14 protein-coding genes and 2 pseudogenes are annotated in these 21,645 nt (G+C 58.1%); 3 read left to right on the plus strand and 13 right to left on the minus strand.

All coding sequences use genetic code 11. The features are described from left to right. Genes ACR3E7_RS19390 through ACR3E7_RS19415 form a run of 6 tightly spaced genes read right to left on the minus strand, consistent with a single transcriptional unit; the run spans nt 1 to nt 7,298 of the window. On the minus strand, nt 1-1,794 hold the full coding sequence (locus ACR3E7_RS19390; RefSeq protein ID WP_480506112.1) for a gamma-glutamyltransferase family protein: 1,794 nt from the start codon (nt 1,792-1,794) through the stop codon (nt 1-3). A 15-nt stretch (nt 1,795-1,809) separates the two neighbouring features. Further along, nucleotides 1,810-2,673 carry an ABC transporter permease gene (locus ACR3E7_RS19395; RefSeq protein WP_237215986.1) on the minus strand — a complete coding sequence of 288 codons (864 nt, stop codon included), beginning with the start codon at nt 2,671-2,673 and terminating at the stop codon, nt 1,810-1,812. Between the two features lies 1 nt (nt 2,674). After that, complete coding sequence (locus ACR3E7_RS19400; protein ID WP_480506110.1) at nt 2,675-3,619, minus strand: ABC transporter permease; 945 nt, start codon at nt 3,617-3,619, stop codon at nt 2,675-2,677. A gap of 60 nt (nt 3,620-3,679) precedes the next feature. Further along, nucleotides 3,680-5,191, minus strand: coding sequence for an ABC transporter substrate-binding protein (locus tag ACR3E7_RS19405; RefSeq protein WP_480506108.1), 1,512 nt, complete (start codon nt 5,189-5,191; stop codon nt 3,680-3,682). After that, nucleotides 5,188-6,285, minus strand: a complete 1,098-nt coding sequence (locus tag ACR3E7_RS19410) for an ABC transporter ATP-binding protein (RefSeq protein WP_480506106.1) — start codon at nt 6,283-6,285, stop codon at nt 5,188-5,190. The genes ACR3E7_RS19405 and ACR3E7_RS19410 overlap by 4 nt, the downstream gene beginning before the upstream one ends. Then, nucleotides 6,273-7,298 (minus strand): ABC transporter ATP-binding protein, encoded by a 1,026-nt coding sequence (locus ACR3E7_RS19415; RefSeq protein WP_480506104.1) that lies wholly within the window; start codon nt 7,296-7,298, stop codon nt 6,273-6,275. Before ACR3E7_RS19415 ends, ACR3E7_RS19410 begins: the two co-directional genes overlap by 13 nt. Before the next feature lie 369 nt (nt 7,299-7,667). Here ACR3E7_RS19415 and ACR3E7_RS19420 point away from each other — a divergent pair, with 369 nt between their 5' ends. The 3 genes from ACR3E7_RS19420 to ACR3E7_RS19430 are packed head-to-tail and all read left to right on the plus strand — an operon-like array spanning nt 7,668 to nt 10,086. Continuing rightward, a complete protein-coding gene (locus ACR3E7_RS19420) occupies nt 7,668-8,684 on the plus strand; it encodes a LacI family DNA-binding transcriptional regulator (RefSeq protein WP_170791749.1) in 1,017 nt (338 codons plus the stop codon). Between the two features lie 22 nt (nt 8,685-8,706). After that, a complete protein-coding gene (locus ACR3E7_RS19425; RefSeq protein ID WP_480506102.1) occupies nt 8,707-9,084 on the plus strand; it encodes an ATP-binding cassette domain-containing protein in 378 nt (125 codons plus the stop codon). 12 nt (nt 9,085-9,096) lie between these two features. Further along, nucleotides 9,097-10,086, plus strand: coding sequence for an aldo/keto reductase (locus ACR3E7_RS19430; RefSeq protein WP_480506100.1), 990 nt, complete (start codon nt 9,097-9,099; stop codon nt 10,084-10,086). A 49-nt stretch (nt 10,087-10,135) separates the two neighbouring features. On the opposite strand, the gene ACR3E7_RS19435 is transcribed toward ACR3E7_RS19430, so the two are convergent. The 7 genes and pseudogenes from ACR3E7_RS19435 to ACR3E7_RS19465 all read right to left on the minus strand — a co-directional run bounded on the left by ACR3E7_RS19435 (nt 10,136) and on the right by ACR3E7_RS19465 (nt 21,556). Next, nucleotides 10,136-11,161: an adenylate/guanylate cyclase domain-containing protein gene (locus ACR3E7_RS19435; RefSeq protein ID WP_480506098.1), complete on the minus strand. Its 1,026-nt coding sequence runs from the start codon at nt 11,159-11,161 to the stop codon at nt 10,136-10,138. Then, the gene (locus tag ACR3E7_RS19440; RefSeq protein ID WP_480506096.1) at nt 11,154-11,498 is read right to left on the minus strand and encodes an Hpt domain-containing protein; all 345 of its coding nucleotides are present in this window, start codon (nt 11,496-11,498) and stop codon (nt 11,154-11,156) included. Before ACR3E7_RS19440 ends, ACR3E7_RS19435 begins: the two co-directional genes overlap by 8 nt. Before the next feature lie 3 nt (nt 11,499-11,501). Further along, nucleotides 11,502-17,372, minus strand: coding sequence for a GAF domain-containing protein (locus tag ACR3E7_RS19445; RefSeq protein ID WP_480506094.1), 5,871 nt, complete (start codon nt 17,370-17,372; stop codon nt 11,502-11,504). 501 nt (nt 17,373-17,873) lie between these two features. Continuing rightward, on the minus strand, nt 17,874-18,251 hold the full coding sequence (locus ACR3E7_RS19450; RefSeq protein WP_480506092.1) for a gamma-glutamyltransferase: 378 nt from the start codon (nt 18,249-18,251) through the stop codon (nt 17,874-17,876). 19 nt (nt 18,252-18,270) lie between these two features. Further along, nucleotides 18,271-18,360 (minus strand): annotated as a pseudogene (locus ACR3E7_RS19455) (hypothetical protein); the annotation flags it as partial. A 132-nt stretch (nt 18,361-18,492) separates the two neighbouring features. Then, nucleotides 18,493-18,941, minus strand: a pseudogene (locus ACR3E7_RS19460) (universal stress protein). Next, complete coding sequence (locus tag ACR3E7_RS19465; protein ID WP_170782436.1) at nt 18,938-21,556, minus strand: TRAP transporter permease; 2,619 nt, start codon at nt 21,554-21,556, stop codon at nt 18,938-18,940. The pseudogene ACR3E7_RS19460 and the gene ACR3E7_RS19465 overlap by 4 nt, the downstream one beginning before the upstream one ends. Nucleotides 21,557-21,645 lie beyond the last annotated feature (89 nt).

Raw genomic sequence — 21,645 nt, forward strand, 5'->3', positions numbered from 1 at the left:
TCACCGTCCCACCGCATAAGCTTGCATCAATCGTGGCGTCGCCGCCGCGCGCAGAGTTCCGTCTTTTTCGCGCAGGGCTGCCGTAAGGCGACCCACCGTCCAAGGCTCGGCCACCGAGACTTTGTGGCCGCGTGCGCGCAGGTCCTCGATCACGGTTTCGCCGAATGTGGCCTCGATCATCATCTCGCCGGGGGCGGTGGCGCGGGGATAGAACGAGCCTTGAAAATGCATCGAGTGAAACAGCGGCGCGTCCATGCATTCCTGCAATCCCAGCCCGAAATGTACGAAGCGCAGGAACCAGATCAGCTGCCATTGATCCTGCTGGTCGCCGCCGGGCGTGCCAAAGACCAGTTGCACGCCTTCTTTTTCCGCCAGACTTGGCGTCAGCGTCGTGCGCGGCCTGCGCCCCGGTGCCAGTGAGGTCGGCAGCCCCGGTTCCAGCCAGAACATCTGCGCCCGACTGTTCAGCGGAAACCCAAGCCCGGGAATGACCGGAGAGCTTTGCAGCCATCCCCCCGAGGGTGTGGCCGCCACCATGTTGCCCCAGCGGTCGATTACGTCCAGATGCACCGTGTCGCCGCGCTTCTCGGTCAGGTGCGACATGGTCGGTTCACCCGCGCTGGCGCCGGTTCTGGCCGAGAAATCTCGTTCGGCGCGAGCGATGTAGGCATCGGCCAGATGTTCAAAGCCGGGCACCCGGCCGGGGCGTTGATCCTGCGAGGCATCTGGGGTGATCAACGCGCGGCGCTCGGCGGCGTAGGCGTCGCTGAGCAGGTAATCCATCGGGATGTCGCTATGGTCGGGATCACCGTAATAGGCCTCGCGATCCGCATAGGCGAGCTTCATCGCCTCGATTACTGTATGTACGAACTCTGCCCCGTTGGGGTCCATCGACCCAAGGTCGATCCCCTTGAGGATCGCCAGCGCTTGCAACAGAACCGGACCCTGGCTCCAGGCTTGGGTCTTGTGCACGGTCCAGCCGTGATAGTCATAGGTCAGCGTGTCTTCATACGAGGCCCGCCAGTCGGCCATATCCGCGCGCGTCATCACGCCGGAATTGCGCTGGCCCGAGACATCCATCACCGAAGCCTCGGCCAGATAGTCGAAGATGCGGTCGGCAACGAACCCTTCGCGCCACGCCCGACGGGCAGCGTCGATCTGATCCGTGCGGTCGTCATGCGCGGCTTCGGCATCGGCTACAAGACGTTCATAGGTTGCGGCCAAAGCCGGGTTGGCGAAGTTACTGTGCGGTTCGGGTGCTTTGCCATCGGGCATCCATGTCTCTGCCGAACTGGGCCATTCGTCTTTGAAAAAGTCGGTCAGCCCGTCAATAGTATGGGCCACGCGCGGCAAGACAGGGTGGCCGTCGCGCGCATAGTCGATGGCGGGTTGCACCACGTCCCGCAGGGGCAGTACGCCATGGTCGCGCAGCATCAGCATCCAGCCGTCGAAGGCTCCGGGGATGACCGTGGCCAACAGGCCCGAGCCGGGGATCAGGTTCAGCCCCAACCCCGTGTAATGTTCAATCGTGGCGGCGGCGGGCGCGGGGCCTTGGGCGCACAGCACTTCGGTCTTGCCGGTTTTGGCCGAGTGGAAAATTGCAGGCATGTCGCCTGCGGGACCGTTCAGATGCGGCTCGACCACTTGCAGGGTCAGCGCAGTGGCAACGGCGGCGTCAAACGCGTTGCCGCCCTTTTCCAGAATGCCAAAGCCCACAGCCGAGGCGATCCAATGGGTCGAAGTGACGACGCCAAAGGTGCCTCGGATCTCGGGGCGGGTGGTGAATTCAGTCATTCCTAGTCTCCGAAATCAATGTTCGCGCGGGTCCAGCGCATCGCGCAGCCCGTCACCCAGAAGGTTGAACCCCAGCACCACAAGGAAGATTGCGACGCCTGGCCACATGGCCATCCACGGGGCCTGATTGAGGAAGTTTTTCGCCGTGTTCAGCATCGAGCCCCAGCTAGGCGCAGGTGGCTGCTGCCCAAGGCCAAGGAAGGACAATGACGCCTCGGCAATGATGGCGGTGGCGATGGTCAGTGTGGCCTGCACCAGAACCGGCGGAAGCACGTTGGGGAAAATGTAGCGGCTGAGGATTTTCGAGGTCGGCAAGCCGATGGCGCGGGCTGAGGTGACGTAGTCCTCGGCCCGGACTGATAGCACCTGCCCTCGGGTCAGGCGTATGAAGACAGGGGTCGCAGACAGGCCAATGGCGATCATCGCGTTGGTCAGGGACGGCCCCAAAAACGCCGCCAGAGCGATGGCGAGGATCAGGAAGGGCGCGGCCAAAAGGGCCTCAGTGCAGCGAGAGATGATGGCGTCGATCCAGCCGCCAAAATAGCCTGCGACAATGCCAAGTGGAACGCCCAGCAGCACCGCAATCCCAACCGAGACAACACCTGCCAGCAGCGACGCCTGCGCGCCCCAGATCATGCGGGACAGTACGTCTCGGCCAATTTCATCGGTGCCGAACGGATGCGCTGCTGTAGGTGGTTTGCGCACAGCACCCCAGTCGGTGGCTGCCGGGTCGGGAACCGGCAGGATCGGGGCCAGAAGGGCAATCAGCACGAAAAACGTAACCAGAAAACCGCCCAGCATGGCGCTTTTATGCGTGCGGAATTTCTTCCAGACCCGATTTTCCGGGCGGCGCGAGAGGATGGGATCAGCTAGGGCCATGTCAGGCATTCCTCAGACGGGGGTTCAGCAGCACATAGGCCACGTCAGCCAGCAGATTCATCACGATGAACCCCACGGCTGTGACCAGCACGATGCCCTGCACCACAGCGTAATCGCGGTTGAACACAGCATCGACGACCATCTTGCCGAAACCAGGGATGGTGAAAATCTGCTCTGTCAGAACGGCGCCTGCTATCAGCTCTCCGAATAGCAGGGCGGTCAGGGTCACAATCGGGGTCAGCGCGTTGCGGAAGGCGTGTTTCAACACCACGCGGCGTTCATACAGGCCCTTGGCGCGCGCGGTGCGGACATAGTCGGATTTCAGCACGCCCAGCATCGCCGATCGGGTATGTCGCATCAGCGTCGCGGCCAGCGCAGTTCCCAACACAAAGGCAGGCATCAGCATGGTGGTGATGGATTTCACCGGGTCCTCGGACAGGGGTACATAGCCTGAGGCTGGCAGCAGGTTCAGCTTTACCGAGACCAGCAGGATCAGCATGATCCCCAGCCAGAAATTCGGAATGGAAAGCCCGGACAGTGCCACGATATTGGCGATGTAGTCTGTAATAGTGCCTTTCTTGACCGCCGACAGAATGCCCGCTGGTATCCCGATCACCAGCGCAAACAGGATCGCCATGATGGCAAGCTGGATCGTAACCGGCAGCTTTTCCGTAATCAGCTCGGTCACGGGCTGATTGGTGCGCAGCGAAATGCCCAGGTCCCCCTGCAATGCATTCCCGACCCATGTCAGATATTGCACTGGAATGGGGTCGTTCAGACGATATTTCTCGCGTAGGAATTCCAGCACTTCGGGGTCACGTTCCTCGCCTGCCATGGCCAGCACAGGGTCGCCGGGCAACAGCTTTTGCAGGCTGAACACGAAGATCGAGATCAGCAGGATCGTGGGGATCGCAATCAGGATGCGACGCAGAATGAAAGACAGCATAACAGGGGCTTTCGGATAAAATACCCGCCCGGCTGGAGGACCGGGCGGGCCGTGAGTGGCTTATTTCTCCAGTTTCACGCCTTCCAACCGGATCATCCCATCCGGATAGGGGGTGAAGCCCGAGAGGCCATCATCAAGTGCCCAGATCCATGTCTGGTGATACAGGTACACGATGGGCATATCCTGAGCCAGAATGTCCCGTGCAGCGTCATAATCCGCCTTTCGCACATCAAAATCGGTCGAGGCGCGGGCGTTGTTCAGCATCTCGTCCACTTTCGGGTCCGAGTAATGGCTGTCATTGATGCCGCCACCGGTGGTCATGAACTGGTGGATATTGCCATCCGGGTCCACGCGGCCCGACCACCCGATCTGGCTGGCCTGATAGTCACCGGCACTTTGATCGGCCAGCAGGGTGGCAAATTCCTTGGACGTGATCTCGATTCTGATCCCGGCTTCGGCCGCCATGGCCTGCACGACCTGCATCAGTTGTAGCGGAACGGTGGTGTTGGGAACCTGAACCTCAAGGTCGATCCCGTCGGGGAAGCCCGCCTCGGCCAGCAGGGCCTTTGCTTTTTCCACGTCACGCGCGGGCACCGGGTGATCGGCGTCATACCATGGAGACGTGGGCGGGAAGGGCTGGTTGCCCGGCGCAAACGCACCTTCGAACACAACCTGGTTGATCGCATCGCGGTCCAGCGCATAGCTGAGCGCCTGACGCAGACGTTTGTCATTGCCCCACGGGTTGTCGCCCTTGTCACCATTATTCACATTGACGGTAATGCCCTGATATCCAAGCGAAACAGCGCGTTCAACGTTGATCCCGCCATCACCTTCAGCCTGCGCGAGGTCAGTCGCGGCCAGACGTTCCAGCATGTCGATGTCACCCGATTGCAGGTTGGCCAGACGGACGGTTGTGTCCGGAATGGGCAGGAAGGTGACGCTATCGAAATGGATTTCACCCGCGTTCCAGTAGTCAGGGAACCGCTCGAGCGCGATACGATCCTGAGCGACACGTTCCTTGAACTTGAACGGGCCCGAGCAGACTGGGTTCAGACCAAAATCCGCCCCTGCCGCCTTGGCTGCCGTCGGAGAAACCATCATGCCTGAGCGGTCGGCAAATTGCGCCAGCAGGGTCGCGTCGGGCGCGGCCATGGTAAAACGAACAGTGTAGTCATCGACCACATCGACACCGGTCACGGACTTCAGCTCGGACTTACGGCGCGATTCCTCAAGGTTCTGCGACCGGTCGATATTGTCGGCCACGGCCTGTGCGTTGAACGGCGTGCCGTCATGGAACACCACGCCTTCGCGCAGGGTCATGGTCAGGGCTTTGCCGTCCTCGCTCCATTCCCAGCCGGTGGCCAGTTGCGGGATCAGCTCAAGGTCAGGGGTGATGTCGACCAGCTTATCACACATCGAGGCATAGACGATGCGGCCAACAAATGTGCGCGACTGATCGGGGTCCAACACATCTGCGTCGGATTGCAGAGCGATGCGCAGGTCGGCGGCTTGCGCGCTGAGCGCGATTGCACCGAGCAGTCCGGCCAACAGACCGGTTTTCAAGACATTCATGGTGTTTCCTCTCTGTTTTCGGCAGAAGCCGGGGGCGTTTGGACAGCCGCGCGATACAGCGCGAACCGCTCTTCTGCTCCGGCGCTGCGGCGTCGGGGCGGGGCCGGTTTTCCGGCCTCTGGTATGGTTTTCCAATGATGGCAGGCGACGTGATGGCCCCTGCCTGCGTCCTCCAGAACTGGGGGTGTCGTCCGGCAATTGTCCTGCGCAAAGGGGCAGCGGGTATGAAACCGGCACCCTGCCGGTGGCGCAGACGGACTGGGTGTTTCCCCGTTCAGCGCCATGTGATCACGTTCACGCCCTGGCTCGGGTTCCGGGATCGCGGATAGCAGTGCGTGCGTATAGGGGTGGCGCGGTTCCTCGAACACCTGATCGGCGGGGCCGGTTTCAACTACCTGCCCCAAATACATCACAGCGATGCGGTCGCTCATATGCCGGATAACGGCCAGATCATGAGCGATAATGACCAGCGTTAGATCCAGATCCTCTTTTAGATCGTTCAGCAGATTTACCACCTGCGCCTGTACCGACACATCCAAAGCCGAGACCGGTTCATCCCCGATCAGCAGCCGGGGACCCGAGGCCAGCGCACGGGCAATTCCGATCCGCTGGCGCTGGCCACCCGAGAATTCGTGCGGATAGCGGTTGGCGTGATCTGGAAGTAACCCGACCTGCGCCAATAGCGCGGCAACCTTTTGGCGACGCGCGCCCTCATCAGGCTCATGCGCGTGCACTTCTAACGGTTCGCCGACCAATTTGCCCACCGTCATTCGGGGGTTCAGGGACGAGAACGGGTCCTGAAACACGAATTGCATCTGTTGGCGCAGCGGGGCCATGTCACGGCGGGGCAGGTCCTGAACCTCTTGCCCGTCAAACAGAACCTGACCCGAGGTTGGCCGATCCAGCCGCATCAACAGCCGCGCAAGCGTTGACTTACCGCAACCGGATTCTCCGACGATGGCAAAGGTTTCGCCCTTATGCACCGACAGAGAAACACCATCGACCGCGCGCACTTTGGTTTTGCGCTCGAACAGGCCGGTGCCGAGTGTGAAATGACGGGTGAGGTTTCGTGCCTCAAGGATTACATCGCGCATCTGACCCCCTTGAGCTGCTCCAGCGGGGCATAGTGGCAAGCCACTGCGTGGTTTTCCCCGACATCAGACAGCACTGGACGATCGGCGCAATCCTCGGTCGCAAAGGGGCAGCGCGTGCGAAAGCGGCAACCCTGCGGCATGTCCGCCAGCGCAGGCACGGTGCCGGGCACAGTGATCAACCTGTCGAGAGATCCGCTCATGCGCGGGACCGAGCTCATGAGGCCAATGGTGTAGGGGTGTTGCGGATCATCGAACACTGCATCCACCGGGCCGCTTTCGACGATCTGTCCGCCATACATCACCGCCACATTCGTTGCGATTTCAGCGACAACGCCCAGATCATGGGTAATGAACACCGCGCCCATTCCTGTTTCAGCCTGAAGTTCCCGGATCAGGTCAAGGATCTGGGCCTGAATGGTGACGTCCAGGGCCGTGGTCGGCTCATCCGCGATCAGCAGCGAGGGATTGTTGATCAGCGCCATCGCGATCATCACCCGCTGCCGCATTCCACCTGAAAGCTGGTGGGGATATTCGTTCAACCGCTGTTCCGGGGCCGGAATGCCAACGCGCCGCAGCATGGTCAGTGCGCTTTCATCGGCTTCTGCAAGAGTGCAGTTGCGGTGATGCAGGACCGCCTCGGTGATTTGATCTCCGATCTTGAACGCGGGGTTGAGCGAGGTCATCGGCTCTTGAAAGATCATCGCCATCCGGTCGCCCCGCGTAGCGGCGTCCAGTTGCTGCGTCCGCAGGTCGTATCTGCGGCCTTCGAATTCTAATTCACCCGAAGGGATTTCGATCACATCGAGCGGCAACAACCCCATCAGCGCCATGGCGGTCACCGATTTCCCGCAGCCGGATTCGCCCACGATACACAGTGTATCGCCTGCTGAGACGGTCAGGTTCAATCCGTCTACGGCGGTGGCAGTTTGGCCACGAAAAGACAGGCTGAAGTCCGAAAGCTTCAGGATGGCATCTCTTTTTTCAGGCTCAATATTGGGTTTTGAGCTGGGCACGAGTGAAACCTTTATAGCAACCTATACGCAATTGGTTGCATTGCGGCAAAATGTTTGTCAACGGATGATTGAGGTTTTTTGATCGTGCAATGGTTGTTTTGAGGAAACTGCCCGATTTGTAGGCATCGCTTTTTGGCGCGGTCTTGAACACCTTAGTACAGCAACTGAGTTGGTGATTTTGGCTACTGCTTTGAACATACGGCCGAAATGTTCTTTCTCTGCGACGTGCCGGTGCACATGCCTAGGAAGTAAGCGGATAAGCGTCGAGCTGAGGGTCGAATGGATTCCAAATTCGTCGCCAAAACCCGATTGAAACATTTCAAAATAGCTTGAAACGTTTTAAATGGTGATTCTCGCAAGGTGGAAAAAATGAAAAACCCGACGATTGTTGACATAGCGAAACGTGCTTCGGTTTCGGTCGGGACCGCATCGAACGTGATGAACCGGCGTCCTGTGGTTTCGAAAGCGCTTGTCGAAAGGGTCGAAGCCGCAGCAGCCGAGCTTGGCTACAACCGCAATACGTTGGCCGCCAGCCTGCGCAGCAGCAGAACCGGGGTTATCGCATTGGTTGTGCCCAATATCGAAAACGCATTTTTCTCGGAAGTATTGCAAGAAATCGAGAACCTTGCGCTGGATAGCGAGAAAAGCGTCATGTTTATGACGACAGGCGAGGACGAGGCGCGAACGCGCCGACACTTGCAAGCAATAATTTCCCGGCGTGTGGATGGGCTGATCATTGTGCCTGCCTTCGACTACCAGCCCGCTTTGGCGGAACTTGAGCGATACGGTATTCCGATCGTTGTTGCCGATAGGATTTCACAAAAAAATCCATTTCCCTCAGTCTCTGTCGATCACAAGGCAGCCGGCGAAATGGCAGGCCGGCATCTATTGGAGATTGGCGCACGCGATGTCGTGTATTTTGGGCACAGCCGTCCCGATTACTGGATTCTGAAACAGCGAGAAGATGGGTTTAGTGCCGCTCTGGCCAACCAGCCTGAGCAGGTATCGGTCAGGTCGTTCAGCCTGTCTTTGGACGTTTTTGTAGGCAAAGAACAGGCGCTGACAGCGTTGAAGGCCCTGGATAAGCCACCGCAGGCGATTTTTGCGGCCTCGAACCTTGCGTCGAAAAGTGTATTGCCTGCGCTTCAGGCCAAAGGGTGGTCCATTCCCGGTGATACACGCTTTTTGGCGATGGATGACTTCGAGGCGCTGACCATGATGCAGCCGGGCATCTCTGTGATCAGCCAGCCTTCGGCCCAGATCGCCAGTCAGGCCTGGCAGAAGCTGATGCATTTGATTGATGGGGAAGAGGCGGGCGAAAACGCTCTGTTGCAGCCAGAGTTGATTGTTCGTGGTTCAACACCCGTCATAGCCGCAAGTGCGTGACAATGGCCGCGGGGGTAAAGACATGACCCAATCAGGCTCGACCCTGGCCGAGAACATCTTTGCCGACGGGATGCCTCGGAAACGCTTCGGCTTTGTGGATTGCGCTGCAGCCGAAGCACAAGCGGCGGCGCTGTTGGGACCATTGGGATTTACGGGCGATCCGCGCACACCGATGGCGCGGTTGAGCACCGGTGACAGGCAACGAGTTGAGATCGCACGCGCCCTTCATTGTAACCCGCGTGTGCTGATATTTGACGAAGCCACCACTTCGCTGTCGCGCAGCGAACGCGAACGCCTGTTCAACGTGGTTAAGTCGATCCGCAACGGCCGAAAAGACAGGGCGAAGACCATGGCAATTCAATGCCGTCGGGCAAAAAAAACTGGTACGATGTTTACTTGAAGGAAAATGAAGATGGATAAACGGCGGGTGGGTCGGACTGACCTCGTAGTTGATGTTTTGGGCCTCGGTGGCGCTCCACTGGGTGGAAATTTTGTGGACCTTGGCTATGGTCAGGCTGCCGAATTGATCCAGGCCGCGAAGGATGCTGGGATCGGGTTTTTTGACACAGCGCCGTGGTATGGTTTTGGTCGGTCCGAGCGGGTCATGGGGGATTTGCTGCGCGGCACTGACTACGTCCTGTCTAACAAGGTCGGGCGTCTTCTGGTTCCCGGAAGCGTCGAAAATCCGATGGATTTTGGAATGATCGACCCGCTGCCGTTCCACGTCATCTATGATTACAGCTACGATGGGGTCATGCGCAGTTTCGAAGACAGTCTCCAACGTCTCGGACTGGACCGCATAGATATTCTTTTGGCTCATGATATCGGAGTATTCACCCACGGCGATGAGAACACGCGCCATTTCAAAGATTTGGCTGAGGGTGGGTACCGTGCAATGGACGAGCTGCGTCGCGCGGGCAAGGTTAAGGCAATCGGACTAGGTGTGAACGAAAATCAAGTCTGCATGGATGCACTGGGCATCGGCAACTGGGATGTTTTCCTATTGGCCGGTCGTTACACTTTGCTGGAACAGACGCCATTATCGACGTTGTTCCCCGCCTGCGCCGAGGCCGGGACATCAATAATCTGCGGTGGCCCGTTCAACTCGGGCATTCTTGTCGGAAGAGAGATGTGGAACTACGCCAAAGCGCCCGAGGATGTGGTCGCCAAAGCAAGAGCTTTGCAAGAGGTTGCTGATGAATTTGCGGTGCCTCTGGCTGCTGCAGCCCTGCAATTTCCCCTTGGTCACGACATAGTCACGTCAGTGATCCCAGGGCCGCGGGACAAGTCAGAACTGGAACAGATCATTGAATGGTTCAACGCGGACATTCCAAACGATTTCTGGCTTACGCTGAAATCGAAAGGTCTGCTGGATGATCAAGCGCCGGTTTCACAGTCTTAACCACGCTTTGACGACGCTGCGAATGTTGCCACCACGGCTGCACCCATCGTCAAAGCGCATGGATGTCAAAGGGTTCTGAAAAGCCTTTGATTGTGGTGTTGCCGTAGGTTTCCAGCACGGGTGTCCCGTTCAAAAGATCGCAGGTTTCCTGATCAACCAATATCCGACTGCCAGTCTTCTGGGTCTCCGATTCAAGGCGCGCGGCGAGGTTTACGGTTGACCCGATACATGTGTAAGTCGCGCGATTGTCTGTTCCGGCATAGCCAGCGACAACTTCGCCGGTCGCAATCCCTACACCGATTTTCAGGTCGCTTTTCCCTTCGGCCTGCCGTTCGAGATTGAGAACCTCGATCATACTGTGCATTTCCTGCCCAGCGGTCACCGCACTTTGGGCCGAGTTCGGCAACGGTTGCGGCACCCCGAATAAGGCCATCAAACCGTCGCCCAACATCAGGCTGACAATCCCGCCATTGCTGGACACGGCTTCGAACATCAAAGTGTAGAAGGTGTTGAGCAGATCAATCGTTTCTTCAGGGGCCAGATCTTCCGACAATGTCGTAAAGCTGCGAATATCGCAGAACAACACAGATGCATTCGCGCGTTTTCCGCCGATGGCAAAACCGGATTCCTGCAAATCCTGCGCTACTTCGGTTGTGGCAAACCGTTCAAGCAGGCGTTTTTGTTCGTCGCGCAGCCTTTTCTTTTCAAGCCCGCTGGACACCCGCGCCCCAAGCAGGGTCTTGTTGACCGGTTTGGGCAGGTAGTCTTCCGCGCCCAGTTCGATACAGCGCACGACATTGTCCAAACCTTCGACCGATGACGTCACAATCACGGGCAGATCGCGTAGTTCGGTACTTGATTTGATCGCCTCTAGAACCTGAAACCCATCCATTTCAGGCATTTCGATGTCCAATAACACCAGGTCAAAAGATTGACGGGACAGCATCTCCATGGCGACCCGGCCGTTTTCCGCAACTGAGGCGTGATGACCCAAAAGCTCGACATTGCGGGACAACAAAAGCCGATTGACCTTGTTGTCGTCGACGATCAGCAACTGGCCGGGGGTTTCAATCATCAATCAGGCTCCGAAGGGCTGTGCCCGCCTTGGTTAGAGCGGCCTCCAATTGTGTCGCATCGGACAGATCATCGGCTGCGGGAAGCGCCCCGAGTTCGATCTGCTTTGCCAGCTCTGCCAGTGCCGCTGCGCCAAAAGTATGCGCATTGGACTTGATCGAATGGGCCGCGCGGCGATAGCCGTCTGCGTCTGATGCCGCAAGGGCGGCTTTCAGGTCGCCGATCATTCCGGGGGCTTCCTCAAGGAACGTATTTACAAGTTCGGCCGCAAAATCCTCTCCTGTGGCGTCTTTCAGCTCTGTGAATATCTGGTGGTCTAGTATCGGTTTGTCTGACATGGATCACCTTTTCGAGCTGGGAACATTTAGCAGTGCTTCGATCAGAACCGGGACGCGGATGGGTTTGGTGATGTAGTCGTCCATTCCGGCGTCCAAACACATCTCGCGGTCGCCCTGCATGGCGTTTGCGGTCATGGCGACGATGCGCGGGCGGTTTTTGTCGGGAAAGCCCTGAATGATACGGCGCGAGGCTTCCAGCCCGTCCATCTCGGGCATTTGGACATCCATGAGAACCACGTCGTAGGTCTGCCTGATCACACTGTCGACCGCCTCGACCCCGTTGCTGGCCAAATCAGCGCGATACCCCATCTGTTCAAGCAGGCGGAGCGCCAGCTTCTGGTTTACCAGATTGTCCTCGGCCAACAGGATGCGCAGCGGGTGCCGATTTGCCATATCCGGGTCGGATTGCGGTTTGTTCGAGGATTTCGCCGGTATCTTGCGCGTCTGTTCTGTTGCAAACAGCGTGACCAACGTGTCGAACAGATGGGATTGACGCAAAGGTTTGGACAGGTTCGCGGTAAACAACCCGTCTTCGATATCCATGTCGCGCGGGCCAAGAGAGCTGAACAGGATCAAAGGCAGAGCGGGTTGTGACTTGCGTATCTTTTGGGCCAGTTCTTCGCCGTCCATCTCCGGCATATGCATGTCCAAGATTGCCAGATCAAACTGATCCTCGGTTGCCAACAGTTTCAGCGCCTCTGACGGGCTGCTGGACACTGTCGTGCGGGCACCCCATTTTTCGGTCTGCAACAACAGAATTTTGCGGTTGGTGGCATTGTCATCCACCATCAGAATGCGCTTACCTTCAAGTTCGGGCTGGATACCGACCAGATTGCGCGCTGATGATTTCACCGGCTTTGCAGGCTTGGCCCGGATCGTGAAGACAAAGGTCGACCCATGCCCTTCGCCTTTGCTTTCCGCTTGCATGGTGCCGCCCATAAGCTCGGCCAGTCGTTTGGAGATTGCAAGACCAAGACCCGTACCGCCGTATTTCCGGGTCGTCGAACTGTCGGCCTGACTAAAAGACTGAAACAGGCGGCTCATACCTTTTTCAGACAGTCCTATGCCCGTGTCCCTTACCCTGAACGTGAGCTCGATATCGTCCTGCGTAATGGCAGAGCGTTCAACGGACAAAACCACCTCGCCACGTTCCGTAAACTTCACGGCGTTGGACAATAGGTTCAACAATATTTGCCTGAGACGGGTCAGGTCCGTGCTGATCGCTGGTGGTAACTGATCGTCGAATTCATACGCCAGATCCAACTGCTTTTCGGCTGCTTTGCCACTGATCAAGTCCAGTGCACTTTCGATACATTCCCGAAGGTCGAACGGATGGGCTTCGATATCCATCTGTCCCGCTTCGATTTTCGAGAAATCGAGGATTTCGTTGATGATCCCTAGCAACGCGTCACCGCTGTCGCGGATCGTATTGGCATAATCCCATTGCTCGGTATCCAATTCGGTGTCCATCAACAGCCCGCTCATGCCGATGACCGCGTTCATCGGTGTTCGAATTTCGTGGGACATCGTTGCCAGAAAAGCGCTTTTGGCTTCATTTGCCTCTTCTGCAGCCTTCCGGGATTCTTCGGCCTCACGGAACAGGCGCACATTTTCAAGCGCGATGATCGCCTGATCGGCGAAGGATTCAGCGATGGCAACTTCGTCGTCCCGAAAGGCGCGGGACGATTTGCGAATAAAGACCAGATTGCCGAAACAATCCTTGCCGCGCATCAGCGGCACCATGAAAAAGGCTTTGAACCCCTGTTGCTGCACAATCTTAGTGTCACGAGGGGACAATTCACCAAACCGGGATTCGTCAAAAAGAAGAGTTTCGCCGCTTTGGATGGCACGCGAGGGCAGGTTATCCTCGGGGTCAATTGGGAGACGCTCGGTCCAAGTGATTTCTTCAAGACCTTTGGGGGTTGCGGCTGCGACCTGCCAGTAGTGAGTTTTGTCCGCCTGCATGGCGATCGACAAGTCGCAATCTATCAAAGAGGTTGCCAGCGTTACGATTTTCTCGAAAACCGGTTTGGTGTCGGTGGGCGATTCAGAAATGACCCGCAGCACGTCCGCGCTGGCGGTTTGACGTGCAAGGGCGGTCTGCGTATCGTTGAAAAGTTGCGAATTCTGAATTGCGATAATCGCCTGTGACGCGAAAGTTTCCATTTGTTTGATTTGCTTTTGGTCAAAGGCGGCGGGCTTGCGGCTTCCCATGCTGATAACACCTATTGTGACGCCATCACGTATCAGAGGGACAGACAGAACGGATCGGTACCCTTCAAGATGCGAGATGAGAACCGGGTCGTAATTTGCGTCGGCTTGAGTGTCTTCCACATAGTCGGCGCGCCCATGCAACAGGGCGCGCGCAGTGGCTGATTTTGAGCCAGGCTCGAACGGGTGCGCTTTCAGAAATTCAGCGAAAGAGGCTGAAACATTGTGCCCGGCGAAGTAGTGGAATTTACCGTCTTCGGGCTTTTTCAGCGCCACGAATGCATCCTGAAGGCGGCAGATGCGGGAGGAAACTGCCAACAACGATTGCAGAACCGGTTCCAGATCGTCGGGGGACCGGGAAATAACCTCCAGTACTTCACTGGAGGCTTTTTGATATTCCAGCGACTCTTCAACCTCGGCAGTGCGGGCTTGCACCTCTTCGAAAAGCCGGGTGTTGTTGATAGCGATCAGAGCCTGTGCGGCGAAGGTTTCCAACAGGTTTATCTGCTTTTCGTTGAAGGCCCCGACCTGCCTGTGCGCCATGACGATAACGCCAAGTGTCAGCCCGTCCTTGACCAACGGAACCCCCAACGTGGTCAGATAATCGCCAATCTGCGCCGCCTCTTTCCAAGTGTATGATGGGTCGTTGCGCGTATCTTCGATGTAAACCGTCTTGCCATGCAATGCTGTGCGCCCGATGCACGAGCCTTCTTCGGGCGCGATGGGGTTTTCCGAAAGAAACGCAAGAAAGGCGTCACTGACATTTCGGGACATGACCACGCGGTACAGCCCGTCCTCTGGGTCCCGCATGGCAAAATACGCGTATTCAGGGTCGCAAATCCGCGATGACACCTCCAAAATCGCGTCTAGAACCGGCGGCAAATCGTTGGGCGAGCGTGAAATGACATCCAGAACTTCGGAGGTTGCGGTCTGGTATTCCAGCGATAGCTCGACTTCGGCGGTGCGTTCCTTGACTTCGCGGAACAGGTTGGCATTGGTGATGGCAATCGTGGCCTGATCGGCGAAGGTTTCCAGCAGCTTGATCTGTTTTTCGGAAAATCCGTCCACCTCGCGCGAACCCACTGAAATCACACCCACAACTGCGCCGCTTTTTACCAATGGGACGCCCAGTACCGAACGATATTCACCAACGCCGCTTTCCTCCATCCAAGTGTAGGTTGGATCGGCCTGAACATCTTCGATGTAGATTGTGCGTTTCGACAGGATGGCACGCCCGGTGACACCACTGTCATTTGGGGAAATAGGGTGAGCCGATACATAGTCCGCGAAAGTGGTATCCTTGGTCCGTATCGCGTGAATATGAAAAAGCTGATCGTCGGGGTTCAGCATCGCCACATAGGCGTCTTGCAATTCGCAGATACGCGATGCTTCCTCCAGAATGGCGTCCAAGACCGGGGACAATTCGTTTGGCGAGGCCGAGATGACCCGAAGCACTTCCGAAGTCGAAGTCTGGTATTCCAACGCCTGAGTGACCTCTGCCGTGCGATCCTGCACCTCGCGGAACTGGCGCACATTTTCCATCGCAATGACGGCTTGCGCCGCAAAGGTCTTAACCAACGCGACGTCGTCGTCTGAAAAAGGCGCAACTTCGCGCCGATAGAGGACAATCACCCCTAGCCCGACGCCGTTCTTCATCAGCGGGACCGCAAGAACCGAACGGGCACCCTCGATTTCGACCATCTGTACCCGACGAGGATCGCGATCCTTGTAGTAAAGCGGGTCAGAGGCGATATCGTCCTGCCGGATTACCTTGCCGTCGATCATTGGACGGATCGCAATCAGTTCGGTTCGTGTCAGAGGTTCGACAAAGTGTTTCAGGGCGTTGTCAAAATCCTCGGTCGCGCCGATGTTGGCCGGGATCGTCGCAAGCTGTTGGTCCTGATCGGCCACGCATAGAAAGGCCAGCGGTGCTTTGCACAAGCGGCTGGAATTTTCGAGGATGCTGCGGAAAACAGGGTTGTCGTCGTCGCGGCTGCGGCTGATAACTTCCAAGATTTCGCGGGATGCTTCCTCTCGCTCGAGCCGTTCCTGCACTTCACGAAACTGGCGGGTGTTTTCGATGGCGATCACCGCATGTTTGGCGAATTCTTCGATGAATTGCACATCCGAGTCAGAAAACGGGCGCACTTCACGGCGACTGACCGCAATTGCTCCAATCGCCTGATCCCCCTGCATCAGCGGAACCGCAACGCGCGACCTGATCCCTTCAACGTCGACCATCTCGACGGCGGTCGGATTGCCCGAGCGGTAGTAGTCGGTATCGGCAATATCGTCGATGCATACGACTTTGCCGGATCGAATTGCGGTTGCAGCTGTAACAGAGCCGTCAAGCGGCCATTCCTGCCCAAGTTCAACCTCGGTTTGTTCATGACCCCATGCCGCCGCCAGACGCGCATGTGTTCGGCCTGAATTCACAAGAACAAGCGCCGCCTGATCGGCACCGCACACCTCGGTGGCTTGCTGCAAGACCGTTTCAAAAACGCGCGCATCGTCATCTCGGCTCTTGCTGATGACACTTAACACTTTCTGTGTCGCAGTTTGCCGTTCAAGCTGTGTGTGCAGTTCGGTCAGTTGGCGTGTGTTGTCGATAGCGATGACGGCTTGGGCCGCGAAACCCTCAACCAACGAGATCTCGTCCGGGGTAAAGGGGCGCACTTCGCGTCGGTAAATACCGATGACGCCTACGGGCGCGCCATCGGCTGACATCAGCGGCACCGTCAGAAACGATCGGACACCTTCTTCATCCACAAGCTGGCGGCGCCAGGGATCGCCATTGATGTAGTGGTCGGTCAGCCGCAGATCGACATTGTGAATAACCCGCGCTTCGCGGACGGATTGCGCGATTTGCAGATTGGAATCCAAAGACCAGCGATCAACACCGACCTGATAGGTTGCCAACTGATCTCCGAAATGAGCGGCGTATTCCAGGTAGGTTCCCGCCTTGTTCAGAAGGCTCAATGTCGCCACGTCTGTTTCACATAGTCGGGCCGTGTTTTCGAGGATGGTCTGGAAAACGGGTGCCTCGTCATCCCTGGACTGGCTTATGACCTCAAGAACCTCGCGCGCGGCCCCCTCGCGTGCCAAACGGGTCTGCAACTCGCGAAATTGGCGGACGTTTTCGATTGCGACTACCGCCTGCGTCGCAAAGGTTTCGATCAGTTCGACCTGATCGTCGGAATAGGCGCGCACCTCATCGCGGGCCAGCATCAGGCATCCGATCGCGGCACCATCCAGTTTGAGCGGAACAAGCAATATGCTGCGGCACCCATGGGTGTCGACAACAAGCTTGAAGCGTGCGTCACCCGCTTTGTGAAAATCGGTGTCGCCCATGTCCAGAACATGTTGTGTTTGACCGCTGAGGATGGTGTCGGCGACAAGAGAATTGCCAGGCTCCATCGTGTATTTGCCGTCCAGCCAGAGCTGCCGGATGTCCGGGTGCAGATTGACGCTGGCAACCAGTCGTTGGAGGGCGTCTTCTTTGCGCCCCAGAACCAGACCGGCGAAAACAGCGTCGCACAGGTCCTTCGCCAGCGTCACGATCAGATCGCAGACGGGCTGCACATCTTCCTTAGCTTCCGAGATCGCCCGCATAACCTGCGCGGTCGCCTCGAACCGTGCTTGCTGGTCATCTACGCCGAGCATCGCATTTTGCCCAGACCGCGATACTGAATTCTCGGCTGTCCCTGATGTCCTTTTCTTACCCACCTGTGCTTAAGCTCCCAGGCAAACCAATGAAGTACACTAAGCCGGATTTTAGAGAGCGTAGGCTAGAAGTCACTGAGTTTCTTTGCCCATTGCGCCAATGGCAACTTTGGACCTGATTTGATTGGGCCCAGACGCCTGTTTGGAAAGGAATGAAACCTCTGGTCCAGCTTGGCCGCTGGTCAGGTTTGCAGCGGATACGCTTGTTGGTGTTATGGCCTCTAAGGTCTCATTCGTTTTGGCAAAGCTTCCTGCCCCTGCGCAGCAGAGCCCACCCACCAAGCGTTATGACGAGAAAGGTACTTTGAACAAGCCTCGCGACTAGCTTAGGACATGTTCAATACCATTTCGCTGAGCGTTCCCGTCCGACGGATCAGGTCGATCTGCAGTTTGCCGGGTCTGGCCGCCTCGGCTGGGGTCGGCAGCGCTGGTCAACAGGCCCTACTTGATCAGGATCGCATGCAGGCCCGAGTTCAGGTCACCCGTCTTGACCTCATGGCCCGTGGCGGTCAGCGCCTCTACGAATTCAGCCGCTTCGGTTTCCTGTTCCACATCCATGCCGGAGCCGTTGCGATGCACGAAGCGGCTAGTCTCGATCGCGTCCTGCGGGTTCATGTCCCAGTCAAGGATCGCGATGATGGTCATATCCACATTGTTGATGATGTGGCTGCCACCGGGCGAGCCGATACGTAGGTAAAGCTTGCCATCTTTCATCACGATGTTCGACTTGAACAAAGAGGACCAATATTTTTTGCCGTACAGGATATCGGTCACTTCCATCAGGCGCAAAATGTCCGGCGCTTTTTTGGCGCGCGTCAAAGGTGATCAGCGTCTCCGATTCGGCGTTCCAATACAGCACGCACGCACCGCCACCAATGCCGGACAATTGCGGCTCGACCAGGTCTGGCATCAGCTGAACGGCGATCATCGCGTCTGAGGGCAGTGCCGCCTGCGGCCAGCACAGCACCGGTTATCAGAAACGTTTGCATCATCAGGTGCTCTCCCGGGCGATGATTGACGGTTGATTTCTTGTACTGTGCTTGGGGTGTTTCTGTTTGATCTAGCCAGCCGCAGAGGCCGAGCGCACGACGTAGACTGAGACTTCTGAGTGTCTGACGACGCGTGCTGCGTTTGGGCCGAGGAGGTAGTCTTTGAGGTCGGGCCGGTGTGCGCCGATGACGATCAGGTCGCTGCCTGCTTCTTTGGCCGTGTGCAGGATTTTCTGATAGGCCGTGCCCGTGGCGACCACATGGCGTACCTGTGCGTTGCGCGCTTCGCCCAGGACCGATTGACCCAGCGCCTCGAGCGCTTCTTGCGCTTTGGCCACGGCTTGCTCGTGATGCTCGGGCTCGAAGAAGCTGCCGACAAAGGATTCCCAAAATCGGGCAGCACCGTAACAACATCAAGCTGAGCATTGTCGAGCTCTGCCAGCCGCGCGGCCTGACGTAGGACCTCGGCATCGGTTTCGGGCTTCCCGGCATCTACGGCACAGAGGACGGATTTGATCATGATGTTACCTCTTGTTCGCTTGTGCGGGCTGCACGGCTGCGTTGCAGGAAGGCGATGAAGCCCAGCAAGATCAGCGCCGGGATGAAGATCAGCTCTTTGGGGGGCTGGTTCTGGGGGGCCTGCACGGTGGTGATGCGGACGGGCTCGTCGGCGTAGTAGTCGAAGTTCGACAGCTCGTCCGAGACCGGGGTGCCGAACAGAGGCTCATCCAGCTTGACCAGGCCGTCCTCCTCAAGCGGCAACAGGCCAAGGGCGTCGATGCGGGCCGCACCATCACCCTCGTCGCCGACCGTCAGGACCACGGTGGTTTCGGTCATGTTGCCGGTGTCAAAATCGGGGCCCGCGACCTCGATCCGCAGGGTGCTGCCCGGTGCGGCGTCGCCCACGGCTTGCTCCAGCTGTGCCGGGTCGATCTGCGCGAAGGGCGGCGCGATGCGGTTCATGAAGAAGTCCGGACGGAACAGCGCAAAGGCGATCAGGATCAGCGCCACGCTTTCGTAGATGCGGTTGCGGGTCAGGAACCAGCCCATGGTGCCGGCGGTGAAGATCAGGATCGCGATGGTCGCAGAGATGGCCACCAGAATGCCCTGCACCCAGCCCACATCAATCAGCAAGAGATCGGTGTTGAAGATGAACACGAACGGCAGCGCCACGGTGCGCAGGCTGTAGAAGAAGGCGGTAAAGCCCGTCTTGATCGCGTCGCCTCCTGACACGGCAGCAGCGGCAAAGCTGGCCAGACCCACGGGCGGCGTCACATCGGCCATGATGCCGAAGTAGAACACAAACAGATGCACCGCGATCAGCGGCACGATCAGACCGTCCTGCGCGCCCAGTTCCACGACCACACCCGCCATCAGCGAGCTGACGACGATATAGTTCGCCGTGGTCGGCAGGCCCATGCCCAGAATAAGGCTGAGCAGGCCCACTAGCGCCAGCATGGCGATCAGGTTGCCGCCCGACAGGAACTCGACCAGATCGGCCATCACCTGCCCCACACCGGTCAGCGTCACGGTGCCCACGATCACGCCTGCCGTCGCGGTGGCCAGCGCGATGCCGATCATGTTGCGCGCGCCGTCGATCAGGCCGTTCCACAGGTCGGCCACGCCAGCCATGAAGGCATTGGCCGTGTTGTTCTCACCCCGAAAGATCGATTTCAGCGGCTTCTGCGTCAGCAGGATCACGAACAGCAGCGATGTGGCCCAGAAAGCCGACAGACCTGGCGATTTCTGCTCGATCATCAGGAAGTAGACCAGCACGATGATCGGCAGCAGGTAATGCAGACCGGCCTTGTAGATCTCGGCAATGACCGGCAGCTCGACCTCTTTGGCGTTGGGGTCATCGGGGACGAGATCCTCGACGCCCGAGGCCAGTTTCAGCAAGATCATATAGGCCACAACAACCAGCGCCGACAGCACCAGACCCGAGGCACCGGGGATCAGCGCAATCACCGCCTTGATCGGGTATTGGATGCCATAGCACAGCCCGGCAAAGCCCACAAAGAACAGCGCCATGCCACCGATCGTGCGGCCCATCGACACCACGCGGTTGCCCAGCGTCGGCATGTTCCGCTTCACCGCCTCAAGATGCACGATATAGACCAGTGCGATGTACGAGATCGCCGCCGGCAGGAAGGCATGCGTGATCACCTCGACATAGGAAATGCCCACATATTCCACCATCAAAAAGGCCGCTGCCCCCATCACCGGCGGCATGATCTGACCGTTCACCGAAGAGGCGACCTCGACCGAGCCCGCCTGTTCGCTGGAAAAGCCCACCCGCTTCATCAGCGGGATGGTGAAGGTGCCGGTAGTCACCACATTGGCAATCGAAGAACCAGAGATCAGTCCGGTCGCCGCTGACCCCACCACAGCCGCCTTGGCCGGGCCGCCGCGCAGGTGACCCAGCGCGCCAAAGGCCATCTTGATAAAGTAATTGCCCGCACCCGCCTTATCCAAAAGCGCACCGAACAGCACGAAGAGGAAGACGAACTTGGTCGAGACGCCCAAAGCGATGCCAAACACACCTTCGGACGTGATCCACATATGGCTCATGGCCTTTTTCAGGCTGGCGCCCTTCCACTGGATCACCTCGGGCACCCAGGAGGATGAGCCAAAGAACACATAGGCCAGGAAAATCGTGGCAATGATCGCCATCGCCGGGCCAAGCGCACGCCGCGCGGCCTCGAACAGCAACAGCAACCCAGCCAGGGCCACCCATTTGTCCACGTCATCGGCCAGCAGGCCATTGTTCACGACTTTTTCGTAGAAAATATAACCATAAAGCGCGATCACCGCACCCACCACGCCCATGATCCAATCCTGCACGGGGATGTAATTGCGCGGGCTGGATTTCAGCGCCGGATAGGCCGCAAAGGCCAGAAAGATCGCAAAGGCCAGATGGATCTGGCGCGAGTTGTTCACCACGCTGCCCGGCAGCAGCACATTCGACAAGGGCGAGGCCAGCACCACCTGAAAGACCGACCACAGCACCGCCACGATGGCCAGAAACAGCCCCACATTCCCCGCCGGATTGCGCGCGCCCGCGTCAGAGGACGCCACCAGATCCTGAAGCTCTTCCTCGGATAGCGGGCGGTTGGATTGTGTGTCGGAACTCATCTGGCGTCTCCCGTCATATGGCCGTTTCGGCCTTATCGTCCACCCGGCTGCTCCGGGTGCAAAAGGGGCGCGCCCGTCACAGGCGCGCC

It is taken from the genome of Ruegeria sp. BK1 (genome assembly GCF_056535645.1).

What these genes read in the sequence shown, in the direction of transcription:
- ACR3E7_RS19390 (WP_480506112.1), bottom strand. Translation starts at nt 1,794, where the DNA reads ATGACTGAATTCACCACCCGCCCCGAGATCCGAGGCACCTTTGGCGTC.
- ACR3E7_RS19395 (WP_237215986.1), bottom strand. Translation starts at nt 2,673, where the DNA reads ATGGCCCTAGCTGATCCCATCCTCTCGCGCCGCCCGGAAAATCGGGTC.
- ACR3E7_RS19400 (WP_480506110.1), bottom strand. Translation starts at nt 3,619, where the DNA reads ATGCTGTCTTTCATTCTGCGTCGCATCCTGATTGCGATCCCCACGATC.
- ACR3E7_RS19405 (WP_480506108.1), bottom strand. Translation starts at nt 5,191, where the DNA reads ATGAATGTCTTGAAAACCGGTCTGTTGGCCGGACTGCTCGGTGCAATC.
- ACR3E7_RS19410 (WP_480506106.1), bottom strand. Translation starts at nt 6,285, where the DNA reads ATGCGCGATGTAATCCTTGAGGCACGAAACCTCACCCGTCATTTCACA.
- ACR3E7_RS19420 (WP_170791749.1), top strand. Translation starts at nt 7,668, where the DNA reads ATGAAAAACCCGACGATTGTTGACATAGCGAAACGTGCTTCGGTTTCG.
- ACR3E7_RS19425 (WP_480506102.1), top strand. Translation starts at nt 8,707, where the DNA reads ATGACCCAATCAGGCTCGACCCTGGCCGAGAACATCTTTGCCGACGGG.
- ACR3E7_RS19430 (WP_480506100.1), top strand. Translation starts at nt 9,097, where the DNA reads ATGGATAAACGGCGGGTGGGTCGGACTGACCTCGTAGTTGATGTTTTG.
- ACR3E7_RS19435 (WP_480506098.1), bottom strand. Translation starts at nt 11,161, where the DNA reads ATGATTGAAACCCCCGGCCAGTTGCTGATCGTCGACGACAACAAGGTC.
- ACR3E7_RS19440 (WP_480506096.1), bottom strand. Translation starts at nt 11,498, where the DNA reads ATGTCAGACAAACCGATACTAGACCACCAGATATTCACAGAGCTGAAA.
- ACR3E7_RS19445 (WP_480506094.1), bottom strand. Translation starts at nt 17,372, where the DNA reads ATGCTCGGCGTAGATGACCAGCAAGCACGGTTCGAGGCGACCGCGCAG.
- ACR3E7_RS19465 (WP_170782436.1), bottom strand. Translation starts at nt 21,556, where the DNA reads ATGAGTTCCGACACACAATCCAACCGCCCGCTATCCGAGGAAGAGCTT.